Source organism: Streptomyces tanashiensis, from assembly GCF_014648895.1.
In the GTDB taxonomy this organism is placed as follows: domain Bacteria; phylum Actinomycetota; class Actinomycetes; order Streptomycetales; family Streptomycetaceae; genus Streptomyces; species Streptomyces tanashiensis.
Genome location: NZ_BMRZ01000002.1, coordinates 1,138,147 through 1,165,129, shown reverse-complemented (window position 1 = coordinate 1,165,129; position 26,983 = coordinate 1,138,147). Strand labels below are relative to the sequence as shown.

The 26,983-nt window shown below is 72.2% G+C and carries 28 protein-coding genes; 13 read left to right on the top strand and 15 right to left on the bottom strand.

Going from position 1 to position 26,983, the window contains the following annotated elements; translation table 11 throughout:
• The 8 genes from IE237_RS10685 to IE237_RS10650 form a co-directional block, all read left to right on the top strand.
• The coding region (locus IE237_RS10685) for an alpha/beta fold hydrolase (RefSeq protein WP_189801553.1) at positions 1-201 on the top strand (201 nt) is incomplete at its 5' end.
• A 113-nt stretch (positions 202-314) separates the two neighbouring features.
• A complete protein-coding gene (locus IE237_RS10680; protein WP_189801552.1) occupies positions 315-1,400 on the top strand; it encodes an LLM class flavin-dependent oxidoreductase in 1,086 nt (361 codons plus the stop codon).
• The gene (locus IE237_RS10675) at positions 1,397-2,011 is read left to right on the top strand and encodes an FMN reductase (RefSeq protein ID WP_189801551.1); all 615 of its coding nucleotides are present in this window, start codon (positions 1,397-1,399) and stop codon (positions 2,009-2,011) included. Before IE237_RS10680 ends, IE237_RS10675 begins: the two co-directional genes overlap by 4 nt.
• Before the next feature lie 60 nt (positions 2,012-2,071).
• Positions 2,072-4,906, top strand: a complete 2,835-nt coding sequence (locus IE237_RS10670; RefSeq protein ID WP_189801550.1) for a helix-turn-helix transcriptional regulator — start codon at positions 2,072-2,074, stop codon at positions 4,904-4,906.
• 136 nt (positions 4,907-5,042) lie between these two features.
• Positions 5,043-6,290: a PucR family transcriptional regulator gene (locus IE237_RS10665; RefSeq protein ID WP_189801549.1), complete on the top strand. Its 1,248-nt coding sequence runs from the start codon at positions 5,043-5,045 to the stop codon at positions 6,288-6,290.
• A gap of 138 nt (positions 6,291-6,428) precedes the next feature.
• Positions 6,429-7,280 (top strand): alpha/beta fold hydrolase, encoded by an 852-nt coding sequence (locus IE237_RS10660; RefSeq protein ID WP_229842528.1) that lies wholly within the window; start codon positions 6,429-6,431, stop codon positions 7,278-7,280.
• A gap of 150 nt (positions 7,281-7,430) precedes the next feature.
• The gene (locus tag IE237_RS10655) at positions 7,431-8,231 is read left to right on the top strand and encodes a helix-turn-helix domain-containing protein (protein WP_229842526.1); all 801 of its coding nucleotides are present in this window, start codon (positions 7,431-7,433) and stop codon (positions 8,229-8,231) included.
• A 44-nt stretch (positions 8,232-8,275) separates the two neighbouring features.
• The gene (locus IE237_RS10650) at positions 8,276-8,989 is read left to right on the top strand and encodes an alpha/beta fold hydrolase (protein ID WP_189801546.1); all 714 of its coding nucleotides are present in this window, start codon (positions 8,276-8,278) and stop codon (positions 8,987-8,989) included.
• Between the two features lie 84 nt (positions 8,990-9,073).
• On the opposite strand, the gene IE237_RS10645 is transcribed toward IE237_RS10650, so the two are convergent.
• A complete protein-coding gene (locus IE237_RS10645; RefSeq protein WP_189801545.1) occupies positions 9,074-9,790 on the bottom strand; it encodes a flavodoxin family protein in 717 nt (238 codons plus the stop codon).
• Positions 9,791-10,087: 297 nt separating this feature from the next.
• Positions 10,088-11,218 carry an MFS transporter gene (locus IE237_RS10640; RefSeq protein ID WP_229842523.1) on the bottom strand — a complete coding sequence of 377 codons (1,131 nt, stop codon included), beginning with the start codon at positions 11,216-11,218 and terminating at the stop codon, positions 10,088-10,090.
• On the opposite strand from IE237_RS10640, the gene IE237_RS40655 reads away from it, so the two are divergent.
• On the top strand, positions 11,106-11,351 hold the full coding sequence (locus IE237_RS40655) for a hypothetical protein (protein ID WP_229842561.1): 246 nt from the start codon (positions 11,106-11,108) through the stop codon (positions 11,349-11,351). The two genes, IE237_RS10640 and IE237_RS40655, sit on opposite strands and share 113 nt — an antisense overlap.
• Positions 11,352-11,534: 183 nt before the next feature.
• Here the strand turns inward: IE237_RS40655 and IE237_RS10635 are convergent, their stop codons facing one another.
• Both IE237_RS10635 and IE237_RS10630 read right to left on the bottom strand, forming a co-directional pair.
• Positions 11,535-11,798, bottom strand: a complete 264-nt coding sequence (locus IE237_RS10635) for a DUF6296 family protein (protein WP_189801543.1) — start codon at positions 11,796-11,798, stop codon at positions 11,535-11,537.
• A gap of 73 nt (positions 11,799-11,871) precedes the next feature.
• Complete coding sequence (locus tag IE237_RS10630; protein WP_189801542.1) at positions 11,872-12,666, bottom strand: N-formylglutamate amidohydrolase; 795 nt, start codon at positions 12,664-12,666, stop codon at positions 11,872-11,874.
• Between the two features lie 187 nt (positions 12,667-12,853).
• On the opposite strand from IE237_RS10630, the gene IE237_RS10625 reads away from it, so the two are divergent.
• Both IE237_RS10625 and IE237_RS10620 read left to right on the top strand, forming a co-directional pair.
• Entirely contained in the window at positions 12,854-13,423 is a 570-nt protein-coding gene (locus IE237_RS10625; RefSeq protein WP_189801541.1) for an HPP family protein, read from the top strand.
• A 239-nt stretch (positions 13,424-13,662) separates the two neighbouring features.
• Positions 13,663-15,156: a SulP family inorganic anion transporter gene (locus IE237_RS10620; RefSeq protein WP_189801540.1), complete on the top strand. Its 1,494-nt coding sequence runs from the start codon at positions 13,663-13,665 to the stop codon at positions 15,154-15,156.
• A 24-nt stretch (positions 15,157-15,180) separates the two neighbouring features.
• Here IE237_RS10620 and IE237_RS10615 read toward each other — a convergent pair whose 3' ends face one another.
• The 11 genes from IE237_RS10615 to IE237_RS10565 all read right to left on the bottom strand — a co-directional run bounded on the left by IE237_RS10615 (position 15,181) and on the right by IE237_RS10565 (position 23,850).
• The gene (locus IE237_RS10615; protein ID WP_189801539.1) at positions 15,181-15,594 is read right to left on the bottom strand and encodes an ATP-binding protein; all 414 of its coding nucleotides are present in this window, start codon (positions 15,592-15,594) and stop codon (positions 15,181-15,183) included.
• A 106-nt stretch (positions 15,595-15,700) separates the two neighbouring features.
• The gene (ehuA, locus tag IE237_RS10610; protein WP_189801665.1) at positions 15,701-16,480 is read right to left on the bottom strand and encodes an ectoine/hydroxyectoine ABC transporter ATP-binding protein EhuA; all 780 of its coding nucleotides are present in this window, start codon (positions 16,478-16,480) and stop codon (positions 15,701-15,703) included.
• A 61-nt stretch (positions 16,481-16,541) separates the two neighbouring features.
• Positions 16,542-17,177, bottom strand: coding sequence for an ectoine/hydroxyectoine ABC transporter permease subunit EhuD (gene ehuD, locus IE237_RS10605; RefSeq protein WP_189801538.1), 636 nt, complete (start codon positions 17,175-17,177; stop codon positions 16,542-16,544).
• On the bottom strand, positions 17,177-17,872 hold the full coding sequence (gene ehuC / locus IE237_RS10600) for an ectoine/hydroxyectoine ABC transporter permease subunit EhuC (RefSeq protein ID WP_229842522.1): 696 nt from the start codon (positions 17,870-17,872) through the stop codon (positions 17,177-17,179). Before ehuC ends, ehuD begins: the two co-directional genes overlap by 1 nt.
• Before the next feature lie 12 nt (positions 17,873-17,884).
• Positions 17,885-18,802 carry an ectoine/hydroxyectoine ABC transporter substrate-binding protein EhuB gene (gene ehuB / locus IE237_RS10595; RefSeq protein ID WP_189801537.1) on the bottom strand — a complete coding sequence of 306 codons (918 nt, stop codon included), beginning with the start codon at positions 18,800-18,802 and terminating at the stop codon, positions 17,885-17,887.
• Complete coding sequence (gene thpD, locus IE237_RS10590) at positions 18,799-19,695, bottom strand: ectoine hydroxylase (RefSeq protein WP_189801536.1); 897 nt, start codon at positions 19,693-19,695, stop codon at positions 18,799-18,801. The genes ehuB and thpD overlap by 4 nt, the downstream gene beginning before the upstream one ends.
• Before the next feature lie 53 nt (positions 19,696-19,748).
• Entirely contained in the window at positions 19,749-20,159 is a 411-nt protein-coding gene (locus IE237_RS10585) for an ectoine synthase (protein WP_189801535.1), read from the bottom strand.
• Between the two features lie 28 nt (positions 20,160-20,187).
• On the bottom strand, positions 20,188-21,474 hold the full coding sequence (gene ectB, locus IE237_RS10580) for a diaminobutyrate--2-oxoglutarate transaminase (RefSeq protein WP_189801534.1): 1,287 nt from the start codon (positions 21,472-21,474) through the stop codon (positions 20,188-20,190).
• Between the two features lie 48 nt (positions 21,475-21,522).
• A complete protein-coding gene (gene ectA / locus IE237_RS10575; protein ID WP_189801533.1) occupies positions 21,523-22,053 on the bottom strand; it encodes a diaminobutyrate acetyltransferase in 531 nt (176 codons plus the stop codon).
• A 333-nt stretch (positions 22,054-22,386) separates the two neighbouring features.
• A complete protein-coding gene (locus tag IE237_RS10570) occupies positions 22,387-23,190 on the bottom strand; it encodes an endonuclease I family protein (protein ID WP_189801532.1) in 804 nt (267 codons plus the stop codon).
• Positions 23,191-23,385: 195 nt separating this feature from the next.
• Positions 23,386-23,850: an Lrp/AsnC family transcriptional regulator gene (locus IE237_RS10565; protein WP_189801531.1), complete on the bottom strand. Its 465-nt coding sequence runs from the start codon at positions 23,848-23,850 to the stop codon at positions 23,386-23,388.
• 118 nt (positions 23,851-23,968) lie between these two features.
• Here IE237_RS10565 and IE237_RS10560 point away from each other — a divergent pair, with 118 nt between their 5' ends.
• Both IE237_RS10560 and IE237_RS10555 read left to right on the top strand, forming a co-directional pair.
• Positions 23,969-25,090 (top strand): asparaginase, encoded by a 1,122-nt coding sequence (locus IE237_RS10560; RefSeq protein WP_189801530.1) that lies wholly within the window; start codon positions 23,969-23,971, stop codon positions 25,088-25,090.
• 371 nt (positions 25,091-25,461) lie between these two features.
• Positions 25,462-26,895 (top strand): aspartate ammonia-lyase, encoded by a 1,434-nt coding sequence (locus tag IE237_RS10555; protein ID WP_189801529.1) that lies wholly within the window; start codon positions 25,462-25,464, stop codon positions 26,893-26,895.
• The last annotated feature ends 88 nt before the right edge of the window (positions 26,896-26,983 follow it).

Genomic DNA, 26,983 nt, shown 5'->3' with positions numbered 1-26,983 from the left:
GACATCCCCGCCGTCGACGTCCCCGCCCTGATCCTGCACGGCACCGCCGACCGCATCCTCCCGGCCGAGGGCACGGCGCGCCCCTTCCACAAGGCGCTCCCCGCCGCCGACTACGTCGAGATCGAGGGCGCCCCGCACGGTCTGCTGTGGACCCACGCCGAGGAGGTCAACACCGCCCTCCTCACCTTCCTGGCGAAGTGACACCGCACCGTTGACCCGCCGGGGTGACGCCGGAACGCCCGGCGTCACCCCGCCCCCCGGTTCCCCCGTTCCCCGGCGAGGGAACCGGACGAGCTCAGGAGAGCAGACACCCCATGCAGTTCGGCATCTTCACCGTCGGCGACGTGACGCCCGACCCCATCGACGGCCGCACTCCGACCGAGAGCGAGCGCATCAAGGCGATGGTGGCCATCGCGCTCAAGGCCGAGGAGGTCGGCCTGGACGTCTTCGCGACCGGCGAGCACCACAACCCGCCGTTCGTACCGTCGTCGCCGACCACCATGCTCGGCTACATCGCGGCCCGCACCCAGAAGCTGATCCTGTCCACGTCCACCACGCTGATCACCACCAACGACCCGGTGAAGATCGCCGAGGACTACGCGATGCTCCAGCACCTGGCCGACGGCCGGGTCGACCTCATGCTGGGCCGCGGCAACACCGGCCCGGTCTACCCGTGGTTCGGACAGGACATCCGCCAGGGCATCAACCTCGCCAAGGAGAACTACGCGCTGCTGCGCCGGCTGTGGCGCGAGGACGTCGTGGACTGGGAGGGCACGTTCCGTACGCCGCTCCAGGCCTTCACCTCGACACCGCGGCCCCTGGACGGCGTGCCGCCGTTCGTCTGGCACGGATCCATCAGGTCCCCCGAGATCGCGGAGCAGGCCGCCTTCTACGGCGACGGCTTCTTCCACAACAACATCTTCTGGCCGGCCGACCACACGCGGCGCATGGTGCAGCTGTACCGTCGCCGGTTCGCGCACCACGGTCACGGCCGACCGGAGGACGCGATCGTCGGCCTGGGCGGACAGGTCTTCATGCGCAAGAACTCCCAGGACGCCGTACGGGAGTTCCGGCCCTACTTCGACAACGCGCCGGTGTACGGTCACGGCCCGTCGCTCGAGGACTTCACCGAGCAGACCCCGCTGACCGTGGGCTCTCCCCAACAGGTCATCGAGCGGACCCTGTCGTTCCGGGAGACCGTCGGCGACTACCAGCGCCAGCTGTTCCTGATGGACCACGCGGGCCTGCCCCTGAAGACCGTCCTGGAACAGCTCGACATCCTCGGCGAGGAGGTCGTGCCCGTACTGCGGCGGGAATTCGCCAAGGGGCGTCCGGCCGACGTGCCGGAGGCCCCCGCGCACGCCTCCCTCCGAGCCGCCCGGGAGGTGTCCGCCGCGTGAAGCTGACCGTCGTCTCCGCAGGCCTCAGCACCCCCTCCTCCACCCGCCTGCTCGCGGACCGGCTGGCCGAATCGGCCCGCGACGAACTCGCCGCCCGGGGACAGGCGCCGTCGACCGAGGTCGTGGAGCTGCGCGAACTCGCCGGCGACATCGCCAACCACCTCGTGACCGGATTCCCGCCGCCACGACTGAGCGCCGCGATCGACGCGGTGACGGCGGCCGACGGCCTGATCGTCGTCACCCCCGTGTTCGCGGCCTCCTACAGCGGTCTCTTCAAGTCCTTCTTCGACGTGATCGACCCGGACGCCCTCACCGGGAAGCCGGTCCTGACCGCCGCGACGGGCGGCACCGCCCGCCACTCCCTGGTCCTGGAGCACGCCGTACGCCCGCTCTTCGCCTACCTCCGCGCCGTCGTCGTCCCCACCGCCGTGTTCGCGGCCTCCGAGGACTGGGGCTCGGGGGGAGACGAGTACACCGACGGCCTGCCCGGCCGCGTCCGCCGCGCGGGCGCCGAGCTCGCCACGCTCATGGCGGCGCGCCCGGTCGGGGAGGAGCCCGAGGACGACATCACCGCCCTCGAACGGCAACTCGCCGACCTGCGCTTCGACTGAGTCGGGCCCCCGGGCCGGGTGAGGGCGGGGCGGTTCACATGGTTCATACTGTTCCGCCGTATGAGCGTGAACCGAGTGACGACAAGGACCGCGCCCGAGGAGCTCGACGGCGTACGGACACCCCTCCGGGGCAGGGACGCCGAAATGGCGTTCATCGAGGAGCGGCTCGACGCGCTCGGCCGGGGAGAAGGCGGGATCGTCCGCGTCGAGGGCCCCGCCGGCATCGGCAGGTCCAGGATCCTCGCCGAGGCCGCGGCGTCCGCGAGGTGCCGTGGGACGCGGGTGTTCGAGGGGGCGGCGGACCCTGACGAACAGTTCGTACCGCTCGGCCCGCTCCTCGAAGGCGTACTCTCCGGCGAGGAACCGCTGTCGGGTGCCCAACGTCTCCGGGACCTCGCCGCCACACCCGGCCAGCGGTTCTGGCTGCTTCAGGAGCTGGGGGACCGCCTGCGGGAGGCGGCTCGGAACGGACCCCTGCTCGTCGTCCTCGACGACCTCCAGTGGTGCGACGACCTGACCCTCCTCACCTTCCACACCCTCGCGGCGGGACTCTCGTCGCACCCGATCCTGTGGCTGGTCGCCGTGCGCTCCGGCGGTGTGCCGTCCGGGGTGCGCACCACCTTGGACAGGATCCGTCAGGCGGGCGCACACGGGCTGGTCCTCGGAGCGCTGGGGGACCGGGCGATCGCATGGATCACCGAGGACGTCCTGGGCGCCCCTCCCGACCCGGACGTCCTCCGTCTCGCCCACCGCGCCGAGGGGTTGCCCCAGCTGCTGATCGAGCTGCTCGGCTCGCTGCGCGAGGAGGCGGTGACGATCGAGAACGGCACGGCCAGGCTGTCGGCGGGACCCCCCGACCCACGGGAACTCCCCTCTGTCGTGCGCCGCCTCGACCAGCTCTCCGACGAGGCGCGGGAGCTGGTGCAGACCGCGGCCGCCGTGGGCGGCACGGTGACCGTCGCGCTGCTCGCCGAACTGCTCGGCAGGTCCTCGGCGGCGCTCATCACAGCCGTACGGGAGTCCCTCGACGCCGATCTGCTCGCCGAGAGCGGCGATCGCCTCGCCTTCCGCCACGACCTGGTCCGCGAGGCGGTGGAGGCCGGCCTCCCCCTCCCCCTGCGGCAGGCCCTGAGCCGCCAGGCCGCAGGGCTGCCGCCGGGGAGAGTGCCGCCAGATGCGACGGAGGCCGGGAGCGCGGCGCCGGGAGACACGGCGGAGGCCGACCGGCTGCGCACCGAAGCGGCGGAACTCGCAGGCACCGCTCCCGGAACCGCCGCGGAACGCAGCCTCAAGGCCCTGGAGCTCACCGCGGCGGACGCTCCGGAGCGTCCGCGGGTCGTCGCCGAGACGATCCCGCTGCTCTGGCAGACGGGCCGGGCCGCCCAGGCGTGTGAGCTGGGAGCCACCGCCCTGGCGGCCGGCGGTCTCGAACCCGAGGACGAGGCGCTCATCCGCCTGGCCCTGGCACGCCTCGCCGTACAGTTCGACTTCTCCGAGGCGGTCCGGCAGGCCCGCGCCGGGGCGGCGCTGCCCGGGATCTCCCTGACCGCGAGGGGGCGGCTGCTCGCCATGCTCGCCGTCGGCCTGTCGATGTCGGGCGAACACGCGGCGGCCGAGCAGGTCGCCGCGCAGGCGTGGGAGGCCGCGGCGGCAGCGGGGGACCGCACCGCCGAGGCCACGCTGACGACGGTCCGCTCGGCCGTGAGCTTCCACCGCATGGACCTGGCCGAGGCGTTCCGGCAGGCCGAGCGGTCCGCCGCGCTGGCCGACGCCCTGGGCGTCAGCACCTCGCTGTGGGTGCCGGAGGCCTTGTGGCACGCCCTCCTGTCGAACACCACCGGACGCACCGCGGAGGCGCTCGCCGTCGCGGAGGAGGGCATCCGGATCACCAGGGAGCAGGGCCGGACGGCCGCCCACCGCATGTGGCTCATGACCCGCACCCGCATCCTCCTGGAGACCGGACGGCTCTCGGACGCCCGGGCCGACGCGGAAGCCGCGTCCCCGGCGACCGACGAACCCGGCCCGGGCAACCTCGCCGACGTCACGCTCCGGTACGTGATGCTGCGTGTCGCCCTCCACACCGGCGACCGGCCGACCGCGGAGGCGTACGCGGCGGAGGCGAGGCGCATGCGGAGCGACGACGCACCCGTCGTCCGGCACTTCGGCACCTGGATGCTGGCGCTGATGGCCGACCACGAAGGCCGGCCCGACCGCGCCATGGCCGAACTCGACGCGGTGATGACGTCGCCCGCCGCGGACCGGCCCGCCTACGCCGGCCTGATCGACCCGGCCGACGCCCCGGTGCTCGTCCGCATGGCGCTGCGCGCGGGCAGGCACGAACGGGCCGTGCAGGCGGTCGCCATGGCCGAGAAGCGAGCCGTGCTCAATCCCGGCCTCCCGTTCCTCGCCGCCACCGCCGCGCACGCCCGGGGGCTCCTCGACAACGACCTCGCCCCTCTCGTACGCGCCGTCCGGCTGTACGAGGACTGCCCTCGGATACTGGCACGGGCGTCGGCGCTGGAGGACGCCGGGCGCAAGCTGGCGACCACCCGCACACCCGAAGCGGTCCCGTACTTCGAGACGGCCCTCGCGCTCTATGTGCGAGCGGGCGCCGGTAGGGACGTCGCACGCGTGCGCCGGCGCCTGCGGGCCGCGGGTGTCCGCCGACGGCCCTCGACGACCGGACTCTGCGACGCGTGGCCCGAGTTGACGGCGGCCGAGCTACGGGTGGTTCGACTCGTGGCCCGAGGGCTGACCAACCAGCAGGCGGCCGGGCACCTCTCCCTCTCACCGCACACGGTGAGCTCGCACCTGCGCCGGGCCTTCACCAAGCTGGACGTCACCTCGCGCGCCGAGCTGACCCGGCTGGTGAAGCATCGTGACGACGGAGAGTAGTCGCTTCGTATCACACGCGGGCGTCGTGGCAATGGACGATTCGTGCGATGTGCCGATGTCGTCGTTTCCTCAGACTGATCAAGAACCGCGGACCGCAGAAGTCCGCGGGGGCAGTTGATCGAGAGAGGAACAGCGCATGACCGCAAGGCTCCAGCGAGCCCGCCCCGGCAGCCCCGAGCTCCAGGCACTCGTCGACGAGCTCGCCGACCGGCTCGGCCGGTCCGTCGCCGTCGACGACCCGCTGGTCCGCATGGTCTGCACGAGCCGCCACTTCGGCGACGAGGACCCCGTGCGCATCGGCACCCTGCTGCAGGGCCGCGCCGACAACACGGCCATCCGCTACGTCCTCGACCAAGGTGTGACCCGGTGGTCGAGGCCCGGGTTCATCGACGGCCGTGACGATCTCGGACTGCTGCCCCGGTACATCGTGCCGCTGCGCGAGCGCGGACATCTCCTCGGGCTGCTCGTGGTGGTCGTGCCCGAGAAGACGTTGGGGGAGGAGGACATCGCCGCCGTCGCCCGGGCGTCGGAGGCCATGTCGGCCCAGATGTACGGGGAGCACATCGCCGCCGACGCCCGGAAGACCGACGAACGGGACCTGGCCCTCGCGCTCGTCGGTGCCGACGTCGCCGCACGCACCACCGCGCTTCGGCACGGCAAGGAACTCGGACTGCTCGGGGCGGCGGAGCACGTCCTGGTCACCGTCGTCCAGCTGAGCTGCGGGACGGAGCTCGTCCGGCAGTCCGAAGCAGCCCTGTGGGCGGCGCTGGAAGGATTCCGGCAGACGCGCTCAGCGCAGGGCCTCATCGCGATCGGCAAGGAGCGGGCCATGCTGCTCCAGCTCCGCGACCGGCCGCCCGGCCCGGACGAGATCGCCGCCCAGTCCGCTCGCATCCTCGACGAACTCCGCACCTTCCTGGACCCGTCGGCGGCTCCCGTGATCGGCGTCGGAGGCCGACACCCCGATCCGGCCGACGCCTGGACGTCGTACGAGCAGGCGCTCGTGGCGGCACGCGCGGCACGCCGGCTGCCCACCCTGAAGAGCATCGGTGACTGGGAGCTGCTCGGGGAACTCGCCGTGCTGCTCCAACTCCCCGAGCACGCCCTGAACGCCTCTCTGGTCCCGAAACCGCTCCGCACCCTGAGCGAGGCTCATGGCGGACACCGCCTGCGGGACACCCTGCGCTGCTTCCTCGGACACGCGGGATCGATTCCCCGGACGGCGGACGCGCTGGGAATCCACCGCACTTCGCTCTACTACCGCCTGCGCCAGATCCAGGAGCTGACCGGGCTCGACCTCGACGTCGGCGCCCACCGGCTCACCCTGCACCTCGGCCTCAGGATCGAGGAACTCCTCGCTCCGGGCGCCGACGGGGCCCTGTGACCCCGGAATCGTTTCGACAGAGCGAGGAGGATCCACGGCGCGATTCCTACACGTCGCGGTGGTGCGGGCGGCGGGCCCGATTCGATGATGTTCGGGATGGACGGGGCGGATGTACCGCCTCTGACCAGGGAAGAGGTCATGAAAGAACTGATCACGACGGATGGTGCGCGGCTCGCCTACCTGGACACCGGCGGCGAGGGAGTCCCGCTCGTGATGCTCCACGGCTGGGGCCAGACGCAGGCGGTGTTCCGCCACCAGGTCGAGGGTCTTGCGCCCGGTCGTCGCGTCGTCACCGTCGACCTCCGCGGCCACGGGAAGTCCGGCACACCGCGTCACGGCTACCGCGTCGCCCGGCTCTCCCGCGATGTGCTCGAACTCGTCGACCATCTCGGTCTCGACCGTTTCGACGCACTGGGATGGTCCATGGGCGTCTCGGTGTGGTGGAGCTTCATCGACCAGTACGGGACCGGACGGATCAGGCGCTTCGTCGCCGTCGACCAGCCCGCTGCGGTCGCCGCCGTGCCGTGGATGACCGAGCGGGAACAGCGGGACTCCGGCGCCATCTTCGACGTGTCGGGGCTGTTGTACCTGGGCGCGGCCCTCGCGGGTCCCGAGGGCGACACGGTCCTCGCCGACTTCGTGCGCGGCATGTTCTCCGGCGAACCCGACCCCGAGGTACTGGCGTTCGTAGCCGGGGAGATCAGGTCGACACCGGCCCACGCCGGCGTACCGCTGCTGTTCGACCACTGCGCGCAGGACTGGCGCGACGTGCTTCCCCGGATCGATGTGCCGACCCTGGTGATCGGCTGTGAGGGAAGCCATGTGCACCCCGACTCGCAGCGCTTCGTCGCCGAGCGGATTCCCGGCGCGCGCCTGCACGTCTTCGCCTCCGACGTGGCGAGCTCGCACTTCCCCTTCCTGGAGAACCCGACGGCCTTCAACGCCGTGGTGGAGGAGTTCCTGGCCGAGGAGCCGGCGAGAGGGGCGTGAAACCCGCGCTCCGCCTGCACGAACCCACAGCTAGGAGTCACCATGCCCCTCACACTGATGTCACGTACGCCCGAACGGGTACCCCGGCAGGCGACTTCTCCGACCTCGCCCTCCTCACGCTCGGGGCGGCTGGTCCAGATGCTCTCCGAGATGCCGGACACGAACGACCGGAACCACGTCTACCTCGGCGTCCACGTCCGTGGGCCCGTCACCGTCGTCCACGGGCGCGCCAGGACCCTGCTGGAGCCGAACGACCTGGTCTTCTGCGACCCGGCGCGACGGCACCTGCTGCGCTTCGGCGAGGACTGCCAGATGATCTTCTTCCGGGTGCCCCGCTGCTATCTGGGTGTCACGGAGTCGGAACTCGACCAGGTGCTCGGCGTGCCCGTACGCGGCGGGGACGGCATCGGGGCGCTGGCGTCCGACTTCCTGACCGCGCTCGCCGCGAGGGCCGAGTTCCGCCGGTCCACGATCGGGGACCGGCGCGCCCGGACAGCCGTACACCTCCTCTCCGTCCTGGTCGTGGAGCTCCTCGAAGCGGACACGACGGACGCGGCCGACGCCCACTACGGGGCCGGCCACGAGCTGCTGTCCCGTATCCACGCCCACATCGAAGAACACCTGATGGACCCGGACCTCTCACCGGAGTCGATCGCACGTGCCCACCACATCTCCGTCCGGTACCTGCAGAAGCTGTTCCAGAACGACGGCAGCACGGTGAGCCAGTGGGTACGGCAGCGCAGGCTCGAGTCCTGCCGGTTCGAGCTGGGCCGCTCCACCCGGAAGATCACGATGGCCGCGGTGGCGCATCGCTGGGGCTTCAGCAGCCCCTCGCACTTCAGCCGCACGTTCCGCGGCGCCTACGGCATGAGCCCGACCGAATGGCAGGCGCTGGCCACCTCGGCCTTCGCGCCGACGACCGACGATACCCAGGACCGGCGAAGGCGCTGAGACGCGTGCGCGCCGTCATGCCCGACACCGAGAAGAGAACTCGCATGCCCAACCCCACCGTCGTCCTCGTACACGGTGCCTTCGCCGACGCGACCGGCTGGATAGGCGTCATCGCGGAACTGCGGAGCAGCGGTATCCCGGTGATCGCCCCGCCGAACCCGCTCCGGGGCCTGGCGTCGGACGCCGCCTACCTCGCCTCCGTCCTGACGCAGGTCGAGGGTCCGGCCGTACTCGTCGGCCACGCGTACGGTGGTGCGCTGATCACCGTGGCAGGCGCCGCGGAGAACGTCGTGGGGCTCGTCTACGTGGCCGCCTACGTGCCCCATGAGGGCGAGAGCCTCGGCCGGCTCCAGGGGAGCTTCCCCGATCCTCCCCTGACGGGCAACCTGAAGGAGTGGACCTACCCGCTCCACGACGGCGCCCATGCGGTCGAGGTCATCATCGAGGAGACGGCCTTTCCCTCGGTCTTCGCGGCGGACGTGCCCGAGGACGTCGCCGGCGTCCTGGCGGCGGCCCAACGTCCTCTCGCGACAGCCGCGTTCACCGAGACCGTGGCCGTGGCGGCATGGCGGACGAAACCGTCCTGGGCCCTGGTGGCCGGGGCCGACCGCACGATCGGCCCCGAGGTCCAGCGCTTCGGCGCCGCACGCGCCGGAGCCGTCGTGGTCGAACTCCCGGACGCCTCGCACGCCGTCGCCCTCTCCGAGCCCACAAGGGTCGCCGACCTGATCAGGGCCGCGGTCCGCGCGACGAGCTGACCGGCCGACCGGGCCGCCTCGGCCTGCGATTCTCCCCGAGGAGGCGCACCACTGACCCGTAGATCCGTATCCCCCGCCGCCTGCTCAGCGGTGTTCGGGGTTCTCGAAGTCGAAGCGGCAGCCGGCGTCCCACTCGGAGCGCTGGTTGCCGTGGGCGGGGATGCCGCCGGCGTCCTTGAGCATGCGGGCCAGGTGCAGCTGGTTCCAGGTCATGAAGGTGGTGTTGCGGTTGGTGAAGTCGTTCTCCGGACCGCCGGAACCGGGGTCGAGATACGACGGCCCGGGGCCGGCCGGGCCGACCCACCCCGCGTCGGCCTGCGGCGGGATCACGTATCCGAGGTGCTGGAGGCTGTAGAGGACGTTCATCGCGCAGTGCTTGGCGCCGTCCTCGTTGCCGGTGATCAGGCAGCCGCCCACGCGACCGTAGTAGGCGTACTGGCCGCTCTCGTTGAGGATCGACGAGCAGGCGTACAGACGCTCGATCACCTTCTTCATGACGGAAGAGTTGTCTCCCAGCCATACAGGTCCCGCCAAGGTGAGGATGTCTGCGGCCATGACCTTCGAGTAGATGACGGGCCACTCGTCGGTCTCCCAGCCGTGCTCCGTCATGTCGGGCCACACACCGGTCGCGATGTCGAGATCCACCGCTCGCAGCACCTCGACCGCGACGCCCTGGCGCTCCATGATCCCGCGACTGATGTCGATCAGCCCCTGAGTGTGGCTCCGCTCCGGCGAACGCTTGAGCGTGCAATTGATGACCAGGGCGCGGAGGCCACGGTAGGACGTGCCAGTGTCGGTCATGGATGCGTTCCCCTGCGGACGAGTGGGCGGGTCGGGCGGCGAAGCACGCCCGGTTGCCGATGTCGAGGGGGCTCCGGGTCGGGCCGGCCGAAAATCCCGCCTACTCTCTCGCCTCGTGGGACGGAATGACCGAACGCCACGGCAGTGCCGACGAAGTCGTCCACCCCGTCACCCGCGTGGCCTCCCAGCCGTGACATGTATCGCCCAATCAGATCGGCGGAACGCTCTGGCACCCTCGTGCGCACCTGGCTCACAGAGGTGGTCCGAGAAGGGGAAGTGGAGGCACCTCTTGCCGGGCTAGGAGGACTTCGGCCATGTGAACCTCCCCGCCCAGTGGGCCCAGGCCACGAGAACCGTCAGGACGGCCGCCAGCCCGCCCAGCACCATCACCGTGGAGGGCGAGGTGCGGTCGAGCACGGCCCCTCCCGCCAGGGCCCCGATGGAGATGGTGGCCTGGAAGGAGGCGGTGAAGAGGACGGAGGACGCCTCGGGGGAGTCGGGGGCGGCCTTGGAGAACCACGTCTGGGAGCAGACCGGTACGGCACCGTAGGCGACGCCCCAGACGACCAGCAGCGCCACCGCGCCGGCGTCCGACTGTCCCAGGACGGGCAGGAGCAGGGTCGCGGCGGCGATGAGGGCCGCCGCCGCGGCGAAGGTGGACCGCGGATGGCGGCCCACCGTGGATCCGCCGAGGAAGTTGCCGGCGATGCCGGCCGCACCGTAGACGAGCAGGTAGATGGTGATGAGACCCGAACTGACGTGGGTCACCTGCTCCAGGAACGGGGTGACGTAGGTGTACGTGCCGAAGTGGGCGAGCACGACGAGGAAGGTCATGACCAGGGCGAAGCGGGTGTTGACGCTTCGGAGCATGCCGCCGAGGACATCGAGGCGCGTCGCCTGGTCGGAGGGGAGGGGCGGGACGACCAGGAGGAGCAGCACGAGGACGGCCAGCGTGAAGCCGCCCATGACGAGGAACGCCGTCCGCCAGCCCGCGATGTCGCCGATGAACGTGCCCAGCGGTACTCCGAGTACGGAGCCGAGCGGTACGGCGGAGAAGATCACCGAGGTCGCTCGGCCCACGGACTTCGCGGGAACCAGCTGACCGGCGAGTCCGGCCCCGATGGACCAGAAGCCGCCGATGGTGACGCCCACCATGACGCGGGAGACCAGGACCAGCCAGTAGCTCGACGCGGCGGCGGCAAGGAAGTTGGCCAGCGCCAGCAGAAGGATGAACACGCCCAGCATGACCCGCCGGTCGATACGTCCTGTGGCCACCGTGACCACAGGGGCCGAGACCGCGGCGAGGAATCCCGGCATGGTCATCATGAGACCAGCCATTCCGTCCGAAATGGTGAAACTCGATCCGATCGACGTGAGAAGGCCGATCGGAAGAATCTCGGTCGTGACGATGGAGAAGATCCCCAGCATTACGGAAATGACGGCCAGCCAGGAGATGAAAGGCGAGCGGTCCGGCGATGCGGGAGATCGGACAGAAAGGGTGGTTGCTGTGGACATGAATCCCGTCCTGAGTTGGTCATCACGTGGGGGGTGTGACCCCTAGTCCAGCAGGAACGGGCGCCATCGTCTGGCAGGTTTCCGACGCCGACAACCGGCCCCATGAGCTGCCGAGAGTGGCCGGGGTGCGCACGCGGAGTTACGTCGTACCGGTACTCGGGTGCTGCGGGCGCGGCCGTCGGCGGGGTCCGGAGCGAACCGAAAGCATGAGGGCCAGGGCCGCGCGGCGTCAGGCGGCGGAGCCGGCGGGATCCTTCGGATCGGTGTCCGGGAGCGGGCGGGCCAGCACGCTCCGGGTGGGTTGCTGATGGCCGCCCGACGCGAGGATGCGTACCTCGTCCCGGTCGCTGATCTCGGCCCGGATGATGCCGGTGGCGTCGCTGTAGACCGGATGGCCTCCGGACCCCGTGAAGGGTGTGCGCTCCACGATCACGACGTCCTGGGCCGAGCCCGTGCTGTCGGAGAACACCAGCTCGTAGCGGAGTGGGTTCATCTACCCGATTTTACGCCGATCGGGCCCGGCCACCCGCTGGGAGGGACGGCCCGCCGATCCGGCGGGCCGTCCCTCAGGCCACCGCGTCGACGAGGGCGCCCAGCGCCCTCCCGAGGGCCTCGGCGCCCGGGCCCGCGGGCCCGCCCGGCTCGCTCATGTAGAGATCGCGGCGGATCTCCACCATCAGGGCGCTCACCCGCGGATCCCGGCCGTAGTGCGCCAGCGGCACGTACGTCCCGGCGAAGGGACTGTCCGTCCCGACGCCGCCGAAACCGCCGAACGCCTCCCGCGCCGCGTCGAGCAGCGCCGGCGGTGTGTGGAAGGCGTCCGTGCCGAGGCAGACCGGCGGGCGCGGACCCTCGCCGTGCAGCTCGTACGGCAGCCGCGCGGTCGGGTACGAGTGGACGTCGACGATCACCACCCGCCCCGCCACGGCCAGGCGCTCGGCCACGGCCTCCGTCATGGCCCGGGCGTACGGGGCGAAGTACCGGTCGAGAAGCGGCCCCGCGTCGAACCCCTCGGGGCGGAGCGCCTCGTGGTGGGTGGTGCGGGTGTACACCGCGCCCATCCCGACGGACAGCATCTCCTCGCGCTCGTCCGGGAAGCGCTCCGGGTCGACGACGAGCCGCGAGAGCCCGTTGACGAACCGCCAGGGCGCCGTGCCGGCCGCCGCCGCGGCCACGGCGGCGATCTCCGCCGTGTGGGAGTCCGTGATGTGGTCCAGCTCAAGGGCCAGCTCCTCGTCGCCGAGCAGGATCCCCTCGCGCACGTCCGGAGGCACCTCCCGCGAGGAGTGCGGCACATGGAGGAGGACGGGGGAGTCAGGAGCTCCGGGAAGGAGGCGGAAGGAGGGCGCGGTGTCGGTCATGAGGCGATCTTGCCTCCGACCCCGCCCGCGCCGTGGCGAAACCGCTGGTTAGAGTGGTGCCAGGTCGCGCCGCCGCACCAGGCTCAGGCGTGAGACCGGGCCGACTGTCGACCACAGGGACCCGTACGACCACCCCGTCCCCGTCCCGCCCGGCCCACGGCCGCCTGCCCCGGAAACCGCGCATCCCATGAGCACCGACGCCGCACCGCGTCCCGACACCGCCCCCGACACCGGCTCCGCCGCCCCCCGGGAACCACGCCTGCCGTGGATCGCGGGGCGCGCCCCGGCCCGTCCCGCGCCCGTCGCCGCCTTCCACAGCGTCAGCGCCGCGACCGCCGCCCTCCTCGGGCTCGTCGCCCTCGGCGCGCTCATCCACGAGCCCGTGCTGATACCCCCGCTGGCCGCCAGCGCCGCGCTCGTGCACTGCGCCCCCGCACTGCCCCTGGCCCAGCCCCGCAGCGTGATCGTCGGCCACCTCCTCGGCGCCGCCGCCGGCTACACCGTGGCGGCCGTCGCCGCGCACGGCAGCGCCTGGGCCGCCGCCGTCGCCGCCGGAGTCACCCTGGCGCTGACCACCCTGGCCCGGACCCCGCACTCGCCGGCCTGCGCGACCGCCGTCGTCATCGTGCTCCAGGCCCCCGCACCCGGCCGGTTCGTCCCCCTGCTGTTCGGGGCCACGGTGCTGCTCGTGCTCACCGCCTACGCCGCCTCCCGCATCCGCCGCGCCGCACCGAGGTACCCCGCGTACTGGTGGTGAGACCGCCCGCCCGCGCGCCGGGACCGGTCGGTTCCGCCCTGCGCCCCGGCGTGGGGACCGTACGCCCTCCGGCTGATCGCGTGTGCGGGCGCCTGCGGTCCGGTGCGCCCCGCCGGTCCGCGCCCCCGAGCGCCTTCCCCGGGGGTGATCGCGTCACGTTCCGGCCGGTTCCGGTCGGAAACCACCGGGCGGCCCGGAGTCGTCCGGAACGGGCCCGCCGAGGGCGTATCACCCCGTGTATGGCCTTCTCCTTTCCGTACCTCCGGCAGGACTTCGCCGCCTCCCTCGTCGTCTTCCTCGTCGCGCTGCCCCTCTGCATCGGCGTGGCCGTCGCCTCCGGCGTCCCCGCCGAACTCGGTCTCGTCACCGGCATCGTCGGCGGCGTCGTCACCGGCCTCATGCGGGGCAGCAGCCTCCAGGTCTCCGGCCCCGCCGCCGGTCTCACCGTCCTCGTCCTCGACGCGGTCCGCACGCTGGGACCCGCCGCGCTCGGCGTCGTCGTGCTCCTCGCCGGCCTGCTCCAGGTCGTCATGGGCCTGCTGCGCTGGGGCCGTTGGTTCCGGGCCATCTCCCTGTCCGTCGTCGAGGGCATGCTCGCCGGGATCGGCCTCGTCATCGTGGCCGGCCAGCTCTACGCCGCGGCCGGCCTCCCCGCCCCCGCCTCCGGCCCGGCCCGGCTCGCGGGACTGCCGGCCGCCCTCGGGCGCGCGGTGACGAGCGGCGCCACCCTCGTCCCGCTCGCTGTCGCCGCCGCCACGATCCTCGTGATCGTCGGCTGGCGGCACCTGCCCCGCCGGGCGCGGGCCGTCCCCGGCGCACTCGTCGCCGTCCTCCTCGCGGCGCTCGCGACCGCCCTGTTCGACCTTCCGGTCGCGACCGTCCGCGTGAGCGGGGTACTGGACGCCGTGGGGCTCCCGGGAGCGGACGGGATCGCCGCCCTGGCCGACCTCGCCCTGCTCGGCACCGTCCTCGCCTTCGCGCTGATCGCCTCCGCGGAGTCCCTGTTCAGCGCCGCCGCCGTGGACCGGCTGCACGACGGACCGCCCACCGACTACGACAAGGAACTCCTCGCCCAGGGGTTCGGCAACACACTCTGCGGCCTGCTCGGGGCACTGCCCATGACCGCCGTGATCGTCCGCAGCTCGGCCAACGTCCAGGCGGGCGCCAGGACCAAGGCGTCCCGCGTCCTCCACGGACTGTGGCTGCTGCTCTTCGCCGCCCTGCTGCCGGGCACCCTGGAGTACGTCCCGCTCGCGGCGCTCGCCGGGATCCTCGTCCACGCCGGCTGGAAGCTCATCCCCTTCAGGGGGCTCCTCGGCCTGTGGCGCGGCCACCGCGGCGAAGCGCTGGTCCTCGTGGTGACGGCCCTGGCGATCGTCACCCTGAACATGCTCGAAGGCGTCCTCATCGGACTCGTCGTCTCCGTCGCCAAAGCGGCCTGGGACGCCTCCCACCTCCGCGTCGACCACACCGACGAGGGCGAGGGACCGGTGCGCGTCGGCCTGTCGGGCACCGTGACCTTCCTGCGGCTGCCCACGATCCTCGACACCCTCGAAGCCCTGCCGCGCGACCGCCCGGTCGTGCTGGACCTCTCCGGGCTCCACCACCTCGACCACGCCTGCCGGGCCGCGCTGGAGTCCTGGGCCGACCGCCACCGCACGACCGGCGGCCCCGCCTCCGTACACCTGCACGGTCCTCCGGAGCGGCCCGCCGCCCGCCCGGCGGACGCCTGAGGGGCCGCACCGCCGCGGTCCGCCTCAGCGGTCGACCGTCACCGCCGCGTGGACGGTCTTGCCGTCCGGCCGCGTGTCCACCGTCACCTCGCGGCACAGGCGCAGCACGATCGGCCAGCCGAAGCCGCCGGGCCGCAGCTCCTCGCGGAGCTCGTGGCGCGGCGGCTCCCCGCTGGAGTCGGCCACGGAGACGGTGACCCGGTCGCAGCCCACGGCGATCCCGAAGGAGGTGACCCCGCCCCCGTGGCGGTGGGCGTTCGTGACCAGCTCCGAGGTGACGAGCAGCAGGTCGTCGACCTGGGAGGCCCGCAGGGGGCCGAGGGCCGTGACCGTACGACGGACCAGCTGCCGGGCCTGCGCCGGTGTGAGGAGCGGTGACGTTCCGACCCGCTCGACGGCGTCCCAGGTGCGGGACCGGGTTTCGCTCCGGCTGTTCATCGCGGGTCCCTTTCTCCCGATGTGTCAGGGGGTGATGGGACTCGTCTGCCCGGTCACACCGGACTGATGCCTCGGCGAGGGGACCCGGCGATCCCCCCGCCGGCTCTCACCGGACCGAGCCGAGGAACGCGCGGGTGCGCTCGTGCGCGGGCGATTCCAGGAGCTCGTCGGCCGGGCCGGACTCGACGATCCGGCCCCGGTCGAACATCAGGATCCGGTCGGAGACGTCCCGGGCGAAGCCCATCTCGTGCGTCACGCACAGCAGGGTGATGTCGGTGGAGCGCGCGACGTCCCGCAGCACGTCGAGCACCTCCGCCACCAGCTCCGGATCGAGCGCGGACGTCACCTCGTCGAGGAGCAGGATCCCGGGCCGCATCGCGAGGGCGCGGGCGATGGCCACGCGCTGCTGCTGGCCGCCGGAGAGCCGGGTCGGCCGGGCGTCGGCCCTGTCCCCGAGGCCGACCAGTTCGAGCAGGTCCCGTGCTCTGCGGCCCGCGTCCTCCCGGCTCTCGCCGAGGACATGGACGGGCGCCTCGACGATGTTCTCCAGGACACTCATGTGCGGGAAGAGGTTGAACTGCTGGAAGACCATGCCGATCCGGCGCCGGCGCACCGCCAGATGGCGTTCGTTCGCCGGCACCAGCTTCCCGCGCGAGCCTCCCGGCATGTGGGAGAAGGGCTCCCCGTCCAGGTGGATGACGCCGTCCGTGACCCGCTCCAGGGTCATGAGGAGCCTGAGGATCGTCGTCTTCCCCGAGCCGCTGGGGCCGATCAGCGTCACGCGCTCCCCGCGTCCGACCTCCAGATCGAGGCCGTCGAGCACCGTGCGGTCGCCGTACCGCTTGGTGACCCGGTCGAAGCGGACCGCCGGGGCCGCGGGCGCCATCGGATCGGCCGTGGCCGCGGGCGCCACCGGATCCGCCCGCGCTGTCAGGTCTTCCCGGTCCTCAGTGGGCAAGGCGTGCCTCCAGTCGTCGTACGAGCACGGACGTGGGCCAGCTCGCGAGCAGGAACACCGCGGCGGCCAGGGTGAAGCTCTCCAGATAGGCGAAGTGCGCACTCCCGAAGGTGTTCGCCTCGTGGACCATCTCGTGCACCGTGATCACCGAGAGCAGGGGCGTCTCCTTGAACATGGACACCGCGTAGTTCCCCAGCGGCGGCAGCACGTTGCGGACGGCCTGCGGCAGCACGACCGCCCGCCACGTCCGCCGCCGCGGCAGCGACAGCGCCGTGCAGGCCTCCCACTGTCCCTTCGGCACGGCGTCGATGCCCGTCCGGTACACCTCGGAGAGGTACGTGGCGTAATGGGTGCCGAGCACCAGGACGCCGAGCACCGGCGCGTCGAGCGAGGGCACCAGCACCCAGGCCGCGAACAGCTGCACCAGGAGCGGCGTCGAGCGGACGAACGAGGCCGCCCCGCGCACCGGAAGCGCCAGCCAGGAGGGGCCCGCCCGCTGGGTCAGGGCGAGCACGAGCCCGAGGACCAGGGCGACGCCGAACGCGGGCACGGTCGCCAGGACGGTCACGCCGAACCCCTCCAGTACGGCGGGCAGCGCGGCCCGGGCCGCCTCCCCGTCCCACATCAGGCACCGCCTTCCTGCCCGAGCCGGGCCTTCGCCGCCCGTTCCAGGGCGTTCATGAGGAGGCTCAGCACGACGGCCATGCCGAAGTACAGCCCGAGGAGCAGCAGGTACGAGGCGGCCGTCGCACCCGTCGACGAGCGCAACTGGTCGATCTGGAAGGTGAGGTCGGGGACCGTGACCAGCGAGAGCAGCGGCGTCGCCTTCAGGAGCTGCACGAGCAGGTTCTTGAACGGCGCGACCATCAGGGCGTGCGCCTGCGGCAGGACGACCCGCCGCAGCCGCAGACCCGCGCCCATGCCGAGCGCGATCCCCGCCTCGGTCTGGGCGCGGGGGACCGCCGCCACCGCGCCCCGCACCACCTCGGCGCCGTAGGCCCCGTAGTTGAGTCCGAGCGCGAGCACCGCGCAGGCGAGCGGTTCCAGCCGGAAGCCGAGCATCGGGAGCGCGAAGAACAGCCAGAACAGCTGCACGTACAGCGAGGTCCCCCGGAAGAACTCCACGACGAGCCGGGCTCCGCCCCGCACCGGCAGCCGGTCCGACCGGGACAGCAGCCCGAGGGCGTAGGCGAGGACCAGGGCGAGCGCCGCGCCGAGCACCGTGGCCTCGACCGTGACCAGGACCCCCTCGGCGAGCCGGGGCAGCGCCCTCCGGAGCTCGGGAAGGAAGCCGGCCGCGACGGGAAGGAGGTCAGCCACGCCGCGCGCCCCTCACCCGGCACACAGGTCGGCGGTGCGCAGCGAACGCGGCGGCACCTCGCGGGCGGTGAAGCCGTACTTCCCGACGAGCCCGACGAACCGCTCGGGCGAGCCGGTGATCTTCCGGAGCTCCCGGTCGAAGGCGTCCCGGAGCGCGGTCGCCCCCGGCCGGAACACGGCCCCGCCCGCGCCGAGCTGCCGGGCGCCGCCGACCACCGGGACGAAGGCCTCACCCACCTCCACCGGCGCGCCCGAGTTCGTCCGGGCGAGCCAGCGCAGCGAGATGGCGGTGAGCGCGAAGGCGTCGATCCGGCCGGCCAGGAGGGCGTCCAGCCCGTCCTGCTGCTTGGCCAGCGTCTTCACCGACCCCTCCGGCACTCCCGCCGCCTTCGCGTAGGACGCCTCCACCGCCGCGGTCAGCACCCCGACGGTGGCGCCCTTCGCCGCGCAGGACTTCAGATCGCTCAGGCCCTTCGGGTCGCCCCGGCGGACCATGAGGGCGGTGGGGGAGACGAACTCCGGCTCGGAGAAGGCGACCTTGGCGCAGCGCTCCGGGGTGATCGCCATGCCCGCGCTGACCACGTCGAACCGTCCGGCGAGCAGTCCGGGGATCAGCGCCCCGAACTCCGTGAGCGTCGGGCGCAGTGCGCGCACGCCGAGCGCCGTGAAGATCTCGCGGTGGAGCGTCGGCGCCTCACCGGCGAGCTCGCCGCCGTCCTGGAAGCCGTACGGTGCCTCACCCGCGAACCCCACGCGCACGAAGCCCTGTTCGCGCAGGTGCGCAAGGAGATTCCCCTCGTCCCCGGGCGCTCCCGTCCCCGCCTGGACGCGGGTGCACGCGGTGAGCGGCCCGGCCGCGAGGGCGAGACCGCCGAGGAGCGAGGCCCGGCCGAGGAAGCGGCGGCGGTCGAGTGGCGCGGCGCCGGTCACGACCGCTCACCCGGGCGTGCGGCGATGAAGGAGGGCCGCCGGACGGGGGCGGCGAAGGGGGCCTCCGGGGCGTTCTCGACGCTGTTGAAGACGAGGAACACATTGCTCCGGGGGTACGGGGTGATGTTGTCGCCCGAGCCGTGGAGGGCGTTGCAGTCGAACCAGGTGGCCGATCCCGCCGGGCCCGTGAAGTGCCGGATGCCGCAGGCGTCGGCGAAGGTGGTGAGCGCCTCGTGGGACGGTGTCCCGGCGTCCTGCATCCGCAGCGACCGCTTGTAGTTGTCCCTGGGCGTCTCGCCCGCGCAGCCCAGGAAGGTGCGGTGCGAGCCGGGCATGACCATCAGGCTGCCGTTGGTGGTGTGGTTCGGGGTGAGCGCGATCGACACGGAGACGGTCCGCATCCGGGGCAGGCCGTCCTCGGCGTGCCAGGTCTCGAAGTCGGAGTGCCAGTAGAAGCCGCTGGCGCCGAAGCCGGGCTTGACGTTGACCCGCGACTGGTGGACGTACACGTCGGAGCCGAGGATCTGGCGGGCCCGGCCGAGGACCCGCGGGTCCTCGGCCAGCCGGCCGAAGACCTCGCTGATCCGGTGCACCTCGAAGACGGAGCGGATCTCCTGGGAGCGGGGCTCGACCACGGCCCGCTCGTCCGCCCGTACGGCGGGATCGGCGACGAGCCGGTCCAGTTCGGCGCGGAGCTCGTCGATCTCGTCCGGGGTGACGATCTGGTCGACCGTGACGAAGCCGTCGCGGTCGTACTCGTCGAGCTCACGGGCCCAGAAGGGTCCTGGTGTGCCGGGCTCGGACCACACGACGGGGTCCTTGCGGCCGATGAGCTCCTCCCGGGGACCGCGGGTGGGGTAGAGGTCGACGGGACGGGTGGGTGCGGAGGCCATGGGGCGGGGTGCCTTCCTTTCGCGTACGGACTCGTCGGGGGCGCGGGCCGGTCTCAGGCCTGGCCGGGGCCGGGTTCGGTGAGCAGCGGGTAGACGCCGTTCTCGTCGTGGTCCTCGCGCCCGGTGACGGGCGGGTTGAAGACGCACAGGCAGCGGAAGTCCCGCTCGACCTTGAGGGTGTGGCGCTCGTGCCCGTCGAGCAGGTACATCGTTCCGGGCAGGATCGTGTACGTGCGCCCGGTCTCGTGGTCGGTGAGCTCCGCCTCGCCGGCGGTGCAGACGACGGCCTCGACGTGGTGGGCGTACCACATGGAGGTCTCGGTCCCGGCGTACAGCACGGTCTCGTGGAGGGAGAAGCCGACCTGTTCGCGGGCGAGGACGATGCGCTTGCTCTCCCAGGTCCCGGACGCGGCCCGCACGTGCCGGTCGGTGTTCTCCAGCTCGTCGAAGGAGCGGACGATCATGGGCGGTGGCCTTTCGGTCGAGGGGCGTTCAGGCGGCGGTGCGGGCGGCGGCGTGGCGGACGGAGCGGGCCAGGATCCCGAGACCCTCGTCGAGTTCGTCGTCCGTCGCGGTCAGCGGGGGCAGCAGCTTGACCACCTCGCCGCGCGGCCCGGAGGTCTCCAGGAGCAGACCGGTCTCGAAGGCCCGGCGGCACACGGCCTCGGCGCGCTCCCCGTCGGCGAACTCCAGCCCCCACACGAGGCCGCGGCCGCGCACCGCGAGGCCGGTGCCCGCGTCGTCGCCGCACAGGTCCAGCAGGGCGCGCTCCACCCGGTCGGCCCGGCTCAGGGTGCGCTCGCGCAGGGTGCCGTCGCGCCAGTAGGCGTCGAGGGCGGCCGTGGCGGTGACGAAGGCGGGGTTGTTGCCGCGGAAGGTGCCGTTGTGCTCGCCGGGCTCCCACAGGTCCAGTTCCGGGCGGAAGAGGCAGAGGGACATGGGCAGGCCGTAGCCGCTGATGGACTTGGACAGGGTGACGATGTCGGGCGTGATGCCCGCCTCCTCGAAGGAGAAGAAGTCGCCGGTGCGTCCGCAGCCCATCTGGATGTCGTCGACGATGAGGAGCATCCCGTGCCGGCGGCAGAGCTCCGCCAGGGCGCGCAGCCACTCGGCCCGTGCGACGTTGATGCCGCCCTCGCCCTGGACGGTCTCGACGATCACGGCCGCCGGGTGGTCGAGGCCGGAGCCGGCGTCGTCCAGAAGCCGCTCGAACCAGAGGAAGTCGGTGACCTGTCCGTCGAGGTAGTCGTCGAAGGGCATCCGGGCGGCGTGGTGCAGCGGGACGCCCGCTCCGGCGCGCTTGGCGGCGTTGCCGGTGACGGCCAGCGAGCCGAGCGACATGCCGTGGAAGGCGTTGGTGAAGGAGACGACCGTCTGGCGTCCCGTGACCTTGCGGGCGAGTTTGAGGGCGGCCTCCACGGCGTTGGTGCCGGTGGGGCCGGGGAACATCACCTTGTAGGGCAGGGCGCGGGGCTCCAGGACGGTCGTGCGGAAGGTCTCCAGGAAGGCGCGCTTGGCGGTCGTCGACATGTCGAGGCCGTGGGTGATGCCGTCGTCGGCGAGGTAGTCGAGGAGGGCGCGCTTGAGCACCGGGTTGTTGTGGCCGTAGTTGAGCGAGCCGGCCCCGGCGAAGAAGTCCAGGTACGGACGGCCGTCCTCGTCGTACAGCCTACTCCCACTGGCGCGTTCGAAGACGACGGGCCAGGCACGGCAGTAGCTGCGGACCTCGGATTCGACGGTCTCGAAGACGGAGGGGGCGGCGATGTCGGTCAGGGTCACGAAGTCTCTTCTCCAGGGTGTGGTGCGGGGGTGTGGTGCGGAGCCGGCTCAGGCCGACGGGGGTCCGAGGGGGCCGATGCGGTACAGCACCTCGGCCTCGTGTCCGGCCACGGGGAAGGAGGCGGACGGGAAGAGGACCTCGCGTGTCAGGTCCGTCCCGTGCCGTCGGGCGTAGGACCGGAAGAGCCGGTCGGACGCCAGGTTCCCCGGGGTGACGGTGGCCTCCACCCGTTCGAGTCCGTGCTCGGCCGCCACCCGGGCGGACAGAGCGTCGAGCAGGGTCCCGGCTACCCCGGTTCCGCGGCGCGAACCGTCCACGGCGACCTGCCAGACGAAGAGCGTCCCCGGCTCGTCCGGCCGCAGGTAGCCGGTGACGAAGCCGACCGGTCGTCCGGAGGCGTCACGGGCGACGGCGGTCGTGTCGGCGAAGTCGCGGCACCACAGCAGATAGCTGTACGGCGAGTTGAGGTCGAGTTCTCCCGAGCCGCGGGCGATCCGCCAGAGCTCGGCGCCGTCCGTGATCTCGGCCGGGCCGACGGAGACGCCGCTGGTCGGGGATGTCAGGGGGGCAGTGGTCATGGGCGCCGAAGCTACCGAGCGGACCGCTGAACTTCCTGGGGCTGAGGTCTTGTTCGGGGCGTGGTGAGCGTGATAGATGAGCCGACGCTCTCCGTGGCGGGAAACCGCTCCCGAGTGCGCGGCAAATGTGGTCAGAAGCGGCCAAAAGCACCGTTTATAACGTATGGATAACGCATCCGTGTTGTCGCAATCGGTCTTTCAATAACGTGAGACCATCCGCGATTTCGGGTTTGAAGGCGCCGGAAGCGGTCAGGCGTAGGGGCCGACATGGCGGGAGCCGGGCCGGGGTGCGCCGCACCCCGGCCCGGCTCCGTCACTTCCGTGGCGCCGGGACTACCAGATCGCCTCGACCCACTCGGGGTGGTCGATGAACGGGTTCCGGTTGCCCTGGTAGGTGGAGTAGATGACGTCGTTGCGGCGCTCCTCGAAGGTGCTCGGCGGGTCCTGCTCGTTCCACTGCTTCAGCACCGAGAGGCGGCCGTGGAAGGCGACGCTGCCGTTGGTGGACGACTCGTTGGGCTCCAGGTCCGGCCAGCCGTCACCGCCCTCGTAGCGGACGGCCATGTAGAGGATCATGCGGGCCACGTCGCCCTTGTCCGCGTCGCGCGGCTCGAAGGAGTTGCTGTCCGTGTAGCTGCCGGGCGCGCCGCTGACCGCGCTGCCGCCGGTGTCCCAGTCCTTGTTGCCGCGGGTGCTGTTGACCTGCACGTCGCAGGCGCGCAGGTGGTGCAGGTCGGTGCCGGGGCCGGCCGAGGTGCCGAAGTTGCCGTGCGACTGGGCCCAGGTGTGCTCGCGGTTCCAGTCGCCCACGGCGCCGCCGTTGAGGGACTTGCTGCGCGAGACGCCGCTGTAGAGCAGGATCACGTTGTTGGTGTTGTTCGGGTCCTGGTCGGTGTTCTTCAGCGCGTTCCAGACCGCGTCGTACGAGATCTTGCTCTGGCTGCTGATGATGGTGTGCAGCGAGGACTTGAGGCTCGTGCCGGTCTTGCCGATCGCGTTCTTGTAGTACGTGGAGTCGTACGCGGTGGTCGTGGCGCTCGCGGGAGTCGCGGTGACCGCGGGGAGCGTGATGCCGACGAGGGTGGCGGCGACGGCCGCCGCCCACACCTTCCATCTGCCGATCCGCACAACGGACATGGGGGGCCCTTTCCCGGGGACGGCACGCGTGGGACGGCGGGCGCCGGCTCAACGCCAACGCTGTCTACGCGTGTTGACTTCGTGTCATCGGGAGAGTGGCACACGTCAGGTACCTGTCATGTAACGAGGAGGAGGCTGTTCCATGACGTTCTCGTATAGGGCGGAACCGCCCCGCCCCTCGGCGCCGTCGAGACCTCAGGCGCCCCGGAGCTCCACCGGCATCCCCTTCGGCTCCTTGATCCGCTTCATGATGATCTGTGAGTTGACCTCGGTGACCCCGGCCAGTGTCGTCAGGCGCTCGATCCACAGCCGCTCGTAGGCCGCGAGGTCCGCCACCGCGATCCGCAGCAGGCAGCCCGGGCTCCCGAACAGCCGGTACGCCTCGATCACGTCCGGCACGTCCTGGAGCGCCTCCTCGAAGGCCTCCACCGTCTCCCGGTCCCGCCGCACCTCCACCGAGACGAGGACCTCGAAGCCGCGCCCCACCGCCGCCGGGTCGATGATCGCCCGGTAGCCCTGGATCACCCCGTCCTGCTCCAGCTGGCGCACCCGGCGCAGGCAGGGCGAGGGGCTGAGGCCGACCCGCTGGGCCAGCTCCTGGTTGCTCAGCCGGCCGTCGTTCTGGAGCTCGCGCAAGATGTGGAGATCGATTCGGTCCATGGCGCAATTATCTACCACGATGAAACAAAGCAGGGGCTGATTTCGCAATCGCCTTGCGCGCCCCCTGACCTATCGTTGCGAGCGCAGGAGATATGGGTACGGAGTAAGGACGGCAGGCATGAAGCGGACGAACGACGGGGGACAGCGCCGGATCGTCGTCATCAGCACCGGCGGCACGATCGCCAGCCGCTGGCAGGGCACCGGTTACGCGGCCGACGCCTCGGGCGACGACGTCCTCGCCACCGCCCCCCTCCCGGAGGGCGTCACCGTCGAGGTCGTCGACCTCTTCAACGTGAACAGCTCCCGCATGACCTCGGCCCACCAGCTCGCCCTGCTGCGCACCGTCCAGGAGACCTTCGCCGACCCCGGTGTCGACGGCATCGTGGTCACCCACGGCACCGACACCCTGGAGGAGACGGCCTTCCTCCTGGATCTCCACCACGCCGACTCCCGCCCGGTCGTCCTCACCGGCGCCCAGCGCCCCTTCGGCACCGGCGACGGCGACGGCCCCGGCAACCTCTACGACGCGCTCCAGGTCGCCGCCACCGTCCGCGACCTCGGCGTCCTCGTCGTCTTCGACGGACGCGTCCACGCGGCGCGCGGCACCGTGAAGACCCAGACCCTCGCCGCCGACGCCTTCTCCGACCCCTCCGCCGAGCGCCTCGGCCGCGTCGGGTTCTCCCGCGTCGACATCGAGCGGCAGCCGGAGCGCCCCGCCCCGCTGCCCCTGCCGGCCGCGGCGCGGACCGCGGACCCCGGCGCCACCGGCTCCGACGCCACCCCGCTGCCCCGGGTCGACATCATCACGCACCACTCCGACGGCGACCCGTTCCTGCTGAACGCGGCCGTCGCCGCCGGTGCCCGCGGCATCGTCCTCGTCGCCACCGGCGCGGGCAACGCCACCCCCGAGATCGCCGAAGCCGTGGCGGACGCGGTCGCCCAGGGCGTCCTCGTCGCCGTGACCACCCGCGTCCCCGCGGGACCGCTGGCCGAGATATACACCGGCGGCGGCGCGGTCGACCTCGTCGCCTCCGGGGCCCTGCTCACCGGCACGCTCCGGGCCGGCCAGGCGCGGATCGCCCTCCTCGCCACACTCCTCGCCGAAGGTGCCACCGGAGCGGGCGACCCCGCCCGGAGCACCGCCCTCCTGCGCCGCCTCCTCGAAGGGCCGGTCCGCGCCGAACCGGCCCTCGCCACCGGCGGCTCCCGCTCGGCCTCCGCCGTCGCCGCCCGCGCGTAGCGCCCGCACCGCCCGGCGTACACCCCAGAACCCCGGCTCGCGGACGGCGCCCCCACGCCCGCCCGCGAGCCGGAATCAAGCCTCCCCGCCTGCGCGCCACCTCGCCGGGCCGGCCCGGCGGCTCCGCCGTGCCCGGAACCGACGGCCGGGTCCACGCGCACGCGTGACGCCCGCCGGATCTCACGCGCACGCGTGACGGCCGTCGGATCCCGGACGCGCCCGCACGGAGGCCTCGGATCCCGGACGCCCCCGCGCGTGGGCGTTCGGATCCCGGGCGCTGTGGCGCGGAGGCGCCGCGAACACCTTGGCGCCCCGTGCGCCACCACCTCCCCACACCCTCCCCTCCCCGCACCTCCCAAGGACGGCCCCTCATGGTTCCCGCACCGGCCCCGCACGACCTCCCCGTCCGCCGTGAGCACGATCTGCTCGGCGACCGGGACGTCCCCGCCGACGCCTACTGGGGCGTCCACACGCTGCGCGCCACCGAGAACTTCGCCATCACCGGCACGCCGATCTCGGTCTACCCCCTGCTGATCGACGCGCTCGCCGCCGTCAAGGAGGCGGCCGCCCGCGCCAACGAGGAGCTCGGCCTGCTCCCCTCCGACAAGGCCGCCGCCATCGCCGGCGCCTGCCGGGAGATCCGTACGGGACACCTCCACGACCAGTTCGTCGTGGACGTCGTCCAGGGCGGCGCGGGCACCTCGACCAACATGAACGCCAACGAGGTCGTCGCCAACCGGGCCCTGGAGCTCCTCGGCCACGCCAAGGGCGACTACGCGCGGCTCCACCCCAACGAGGACGTCAACCTCGGCCAGTCCACCAACGACGTCTACCCGACCGCGATCCGCATCGCCGCGATCGGGGCCGCCCGTGAGCTCCTGAAGGCCATGGCCGTCCTCCAGGACGCCTTCGCCGCCAAGGCCCTGGAGTTCCGCGAGGTCGTGAAGATGGGCCGCACCCAGCTCCAGGACGCGGTGCCCATGACGCTGGGCCAGGAGTTCTCCACGTACGCGGTGATGCTGGAGGAGGACCGCGGCCGGCTCGCCGAGGCGATCGAGCTCATCCACGAGATCAACCTCGGGGCCACCGCCATCGGCACCGGCCTCAACGCCGCCCCCGGCTACGCCGAGACGGCCCGTCGCCGCCTCGCCGAACTGACCGGCCTGCCGCTCGTGACCTCCGCCAACCTCATCGAGGCCACCCAGGACTGCGGCGCCTTCGTCCAGCTGTCCGGCGTCCTCAAGCGCATCGCGGTCAAGCTCTCCAAGACCTGCAACGACCTGCGGCTGCTCTCCTCGGGGCCGCGCGCGGGCCTCGGCGAGATCAACCTGCCGCCCGTGCAGGCCGGTTCGAGCATCATGCCCGGCAAGGTCAACCCGGTGATCCCCGAGGTCGTCAACCAGGTCGCCTTCGAGGTGATCGGCAACGACATCACCATCACCATGGCGGCCGAGGCGGGACAGCTCCAGCTCAACGCCTTCGAGCCGGTCATCTTCCACGCCCTCTCCAAGAGCCTGCTCTCCCTGCGCGCCGCCTGCCTCACCCTCGCCGAGCGCTGCGTCACCGGCATCACCGCCAACACCGAGGCACTCCGGGCGGCCGTGGAGAACTCCATCGGTCTCGCCACCGCGCTCAACCCCCACCTCGGCTACACCGCCGCCACCGCCATCGCCCAGGAGGCGCTCGCCACCGGCCGCGGGGTCGTCGAACTCACCGTGGAGAAGGGCCTGCTGCCCGCCCATCGCCTCGCCGAGCTCCTCACCCCCGAGCGCCTCACCGGCGCCCCCGGCCCCGCCCTCGCCTGACACGGCCTCCGGTACGGTGGCGGGCCCCGCGCCCGCCACCCACCAGGAGCCGCCGCATGCCCGCCCACGCCCACGAGGACACCGGCCG

What these genes read in the sequence shown, in the direction of transcription:
- IE237_RS10630 (WP_189801542.1), bottom strand. Translation starts at nt 12,666, where the DNA reads ATGACCGACACCGCGCCCTCCTTCCGCCTCCTTCCCGGAGCTCCTGAC.
- ehuD (WP_189801538.1), bottom strand. Translation starts at nt 17,177, where the DNA reads ATGTGGGACGGGGAGGCGGCCCGGGCCGCGCTGCCCGCCGTACTGGAG.
- IE237_RS10660 (WP_229842528.1), top strand. Translation starts at nt 6,429, where the DNA reads ATGAAAGAACTGATCACGACGGATGGTGCGCGGCTCGCCTACCTGGAC.
- IE237_RS10640 (WP_229842523.1), bottom strand. Translation starts at nt 11,218, where the DNA reads ATGCTGGGGATCTTCTCCATCGTCACGACCGAGATTCTTCCGATCGGC.
- IE237_RS10585 (WP_189801535.1), bottom strand. Translation starts at nt 20,159, where the DNA reads ATGATCGTCCGCTCCTTCGACGAGCTGGAGAACACCGACCGGCACGTG.
- IE237_RS10565 (WP_189801531.1), bottom strand. Translation starts at nt 23,850, where the DNA reads ATGGACCGAATCGATCTCCACATCTTGCGCGAGCTCCAGAACGACGGC.
- thpD (WP_189801536.1), bottom strand. Translation starts at nt 19,695, where the DNA reads ATGGCCTCCGCACCCACCCGTCCCGTCGACCTCTACCCCACCCGCGGT.
- IE237_RS10570 (WP_189801532.1), bottom strand. Translation starts at nt 23,190, where the DNA reads ATGTCCGTTGTGCGGATCGGCAGATGGAAGGTGTGGGCGGCGGCCGTC.
- ectA (WP_189801533.1), bottom strand. Translation starts at nt 22,053, where the DNA reads ATGACCACTGCCCCCCTGACATCCCCGACCAGCGGCGTCTCCGTCGGC.
- IE237_RS10655 (WP_229842526.1), top strand. Translation starts at nt 7,431, where the DNA reads ATGCCGGACACGAACGACCGGAACCACGTCTACCTCGGCGTCCACGTC.
- IE237_RS10645 (WP_189801545.1), bottom strand. Translation starts at nt 9,790, where the DNA reads ATGACCGACACTGGCACGTCCTACCGTGGCCTCCGCGCCCTGGTCATC.
- IE237_RS10625 (WP_189801541.1), top strand. Translation starts at nt 12,854, where the DNA reads ATGAGCACCGACGCCGCACCGCGTCCCGACACCGCCCCCGACACCGGC.
- IE237_RS10665 (WP_189801549.1), top strand. Translation starts at nt 5,043, where the DNA reads ATGACCGCAAGGCTCCAGCGAGCCCGCCCCGGCAGCCCCGAGCTCCAG.
- IE237_RS10670 (WP_189801550.1), top strand. Translation starts at nt 2,072, where the DNA reads ATGAGCGTGAACCGAGTGACGACAAGGACCGCGCCCGAGGAGCTCGAC.
- IE237_RS10635 (WP_189801543.1), bottom strand. Translation starts at nt 11,798, where the DNA reads ATGAACCCACTCCGCTACGAGCTGGTGTTCTCCGACAGCACGGGCTCG.
- IE237_RS10620 (WP_189801540.1), top strand. Translation starts at nt 13,663, where the DNA reads ATGGCCTTCTCCTTTCCGTACCTCCGGCAGGACTTCGCCGCCTCCCTC.
- IE237_RS10560 (WP_189801530.1), top strand. Translation starts at nt 23,969, where the DNA reads ATGAAGCGGACGAACGACGGGGGACAGCGCCGGATCGTCGTCATCAGC.
- IE237_RS10555 (WP_189801529.1), top strand. Translation starts at nt 25,462, where the DNA reads ATGGTTCCCGCACCGGCCCCGCACGACCTCCCCGTCCGCCGTGAGCAC.
- IE237_RS10680 (WP_189801552.1), top strand. Translation starts at nt 315, where the DNA reads ATGCAGTTCGGCATCTTCACCGTCGGCGACGTGACGCCCGACCCCATC.
- ehuA (WP_189801665.1), bottom strand. Translation starts at nt 16,480, where the DNA reads ATGGCGCCCGCGGCCCCGGCGGTCCGCTTCGACCGGGTCACCAAGCGG.
- IE237_RS10650 (WP_189801546.1), top strand. Translation starts at nt 8,276, where the DNA reads ATGCCCAACCCCACCGTCGTCCTCGTACACGGTGCCTTCGCCGACGCG.
- IE237_RS10615 (WP_189801539.1), bottom strand. Translation starts at nt 15,594, where the DNA reads ATGAACAGCCGGAGCGAAACCCGGTCCCGCACCTGGGACGCCGTCGAG.
- IE237_RS40655 (WP_229842561.1), top strand. Translation starts at nt 11,106, where the DNA reads ATGGTCATCATGAGACCAGCCATTCCGTCCGAAATGGTGAAACTCGAT.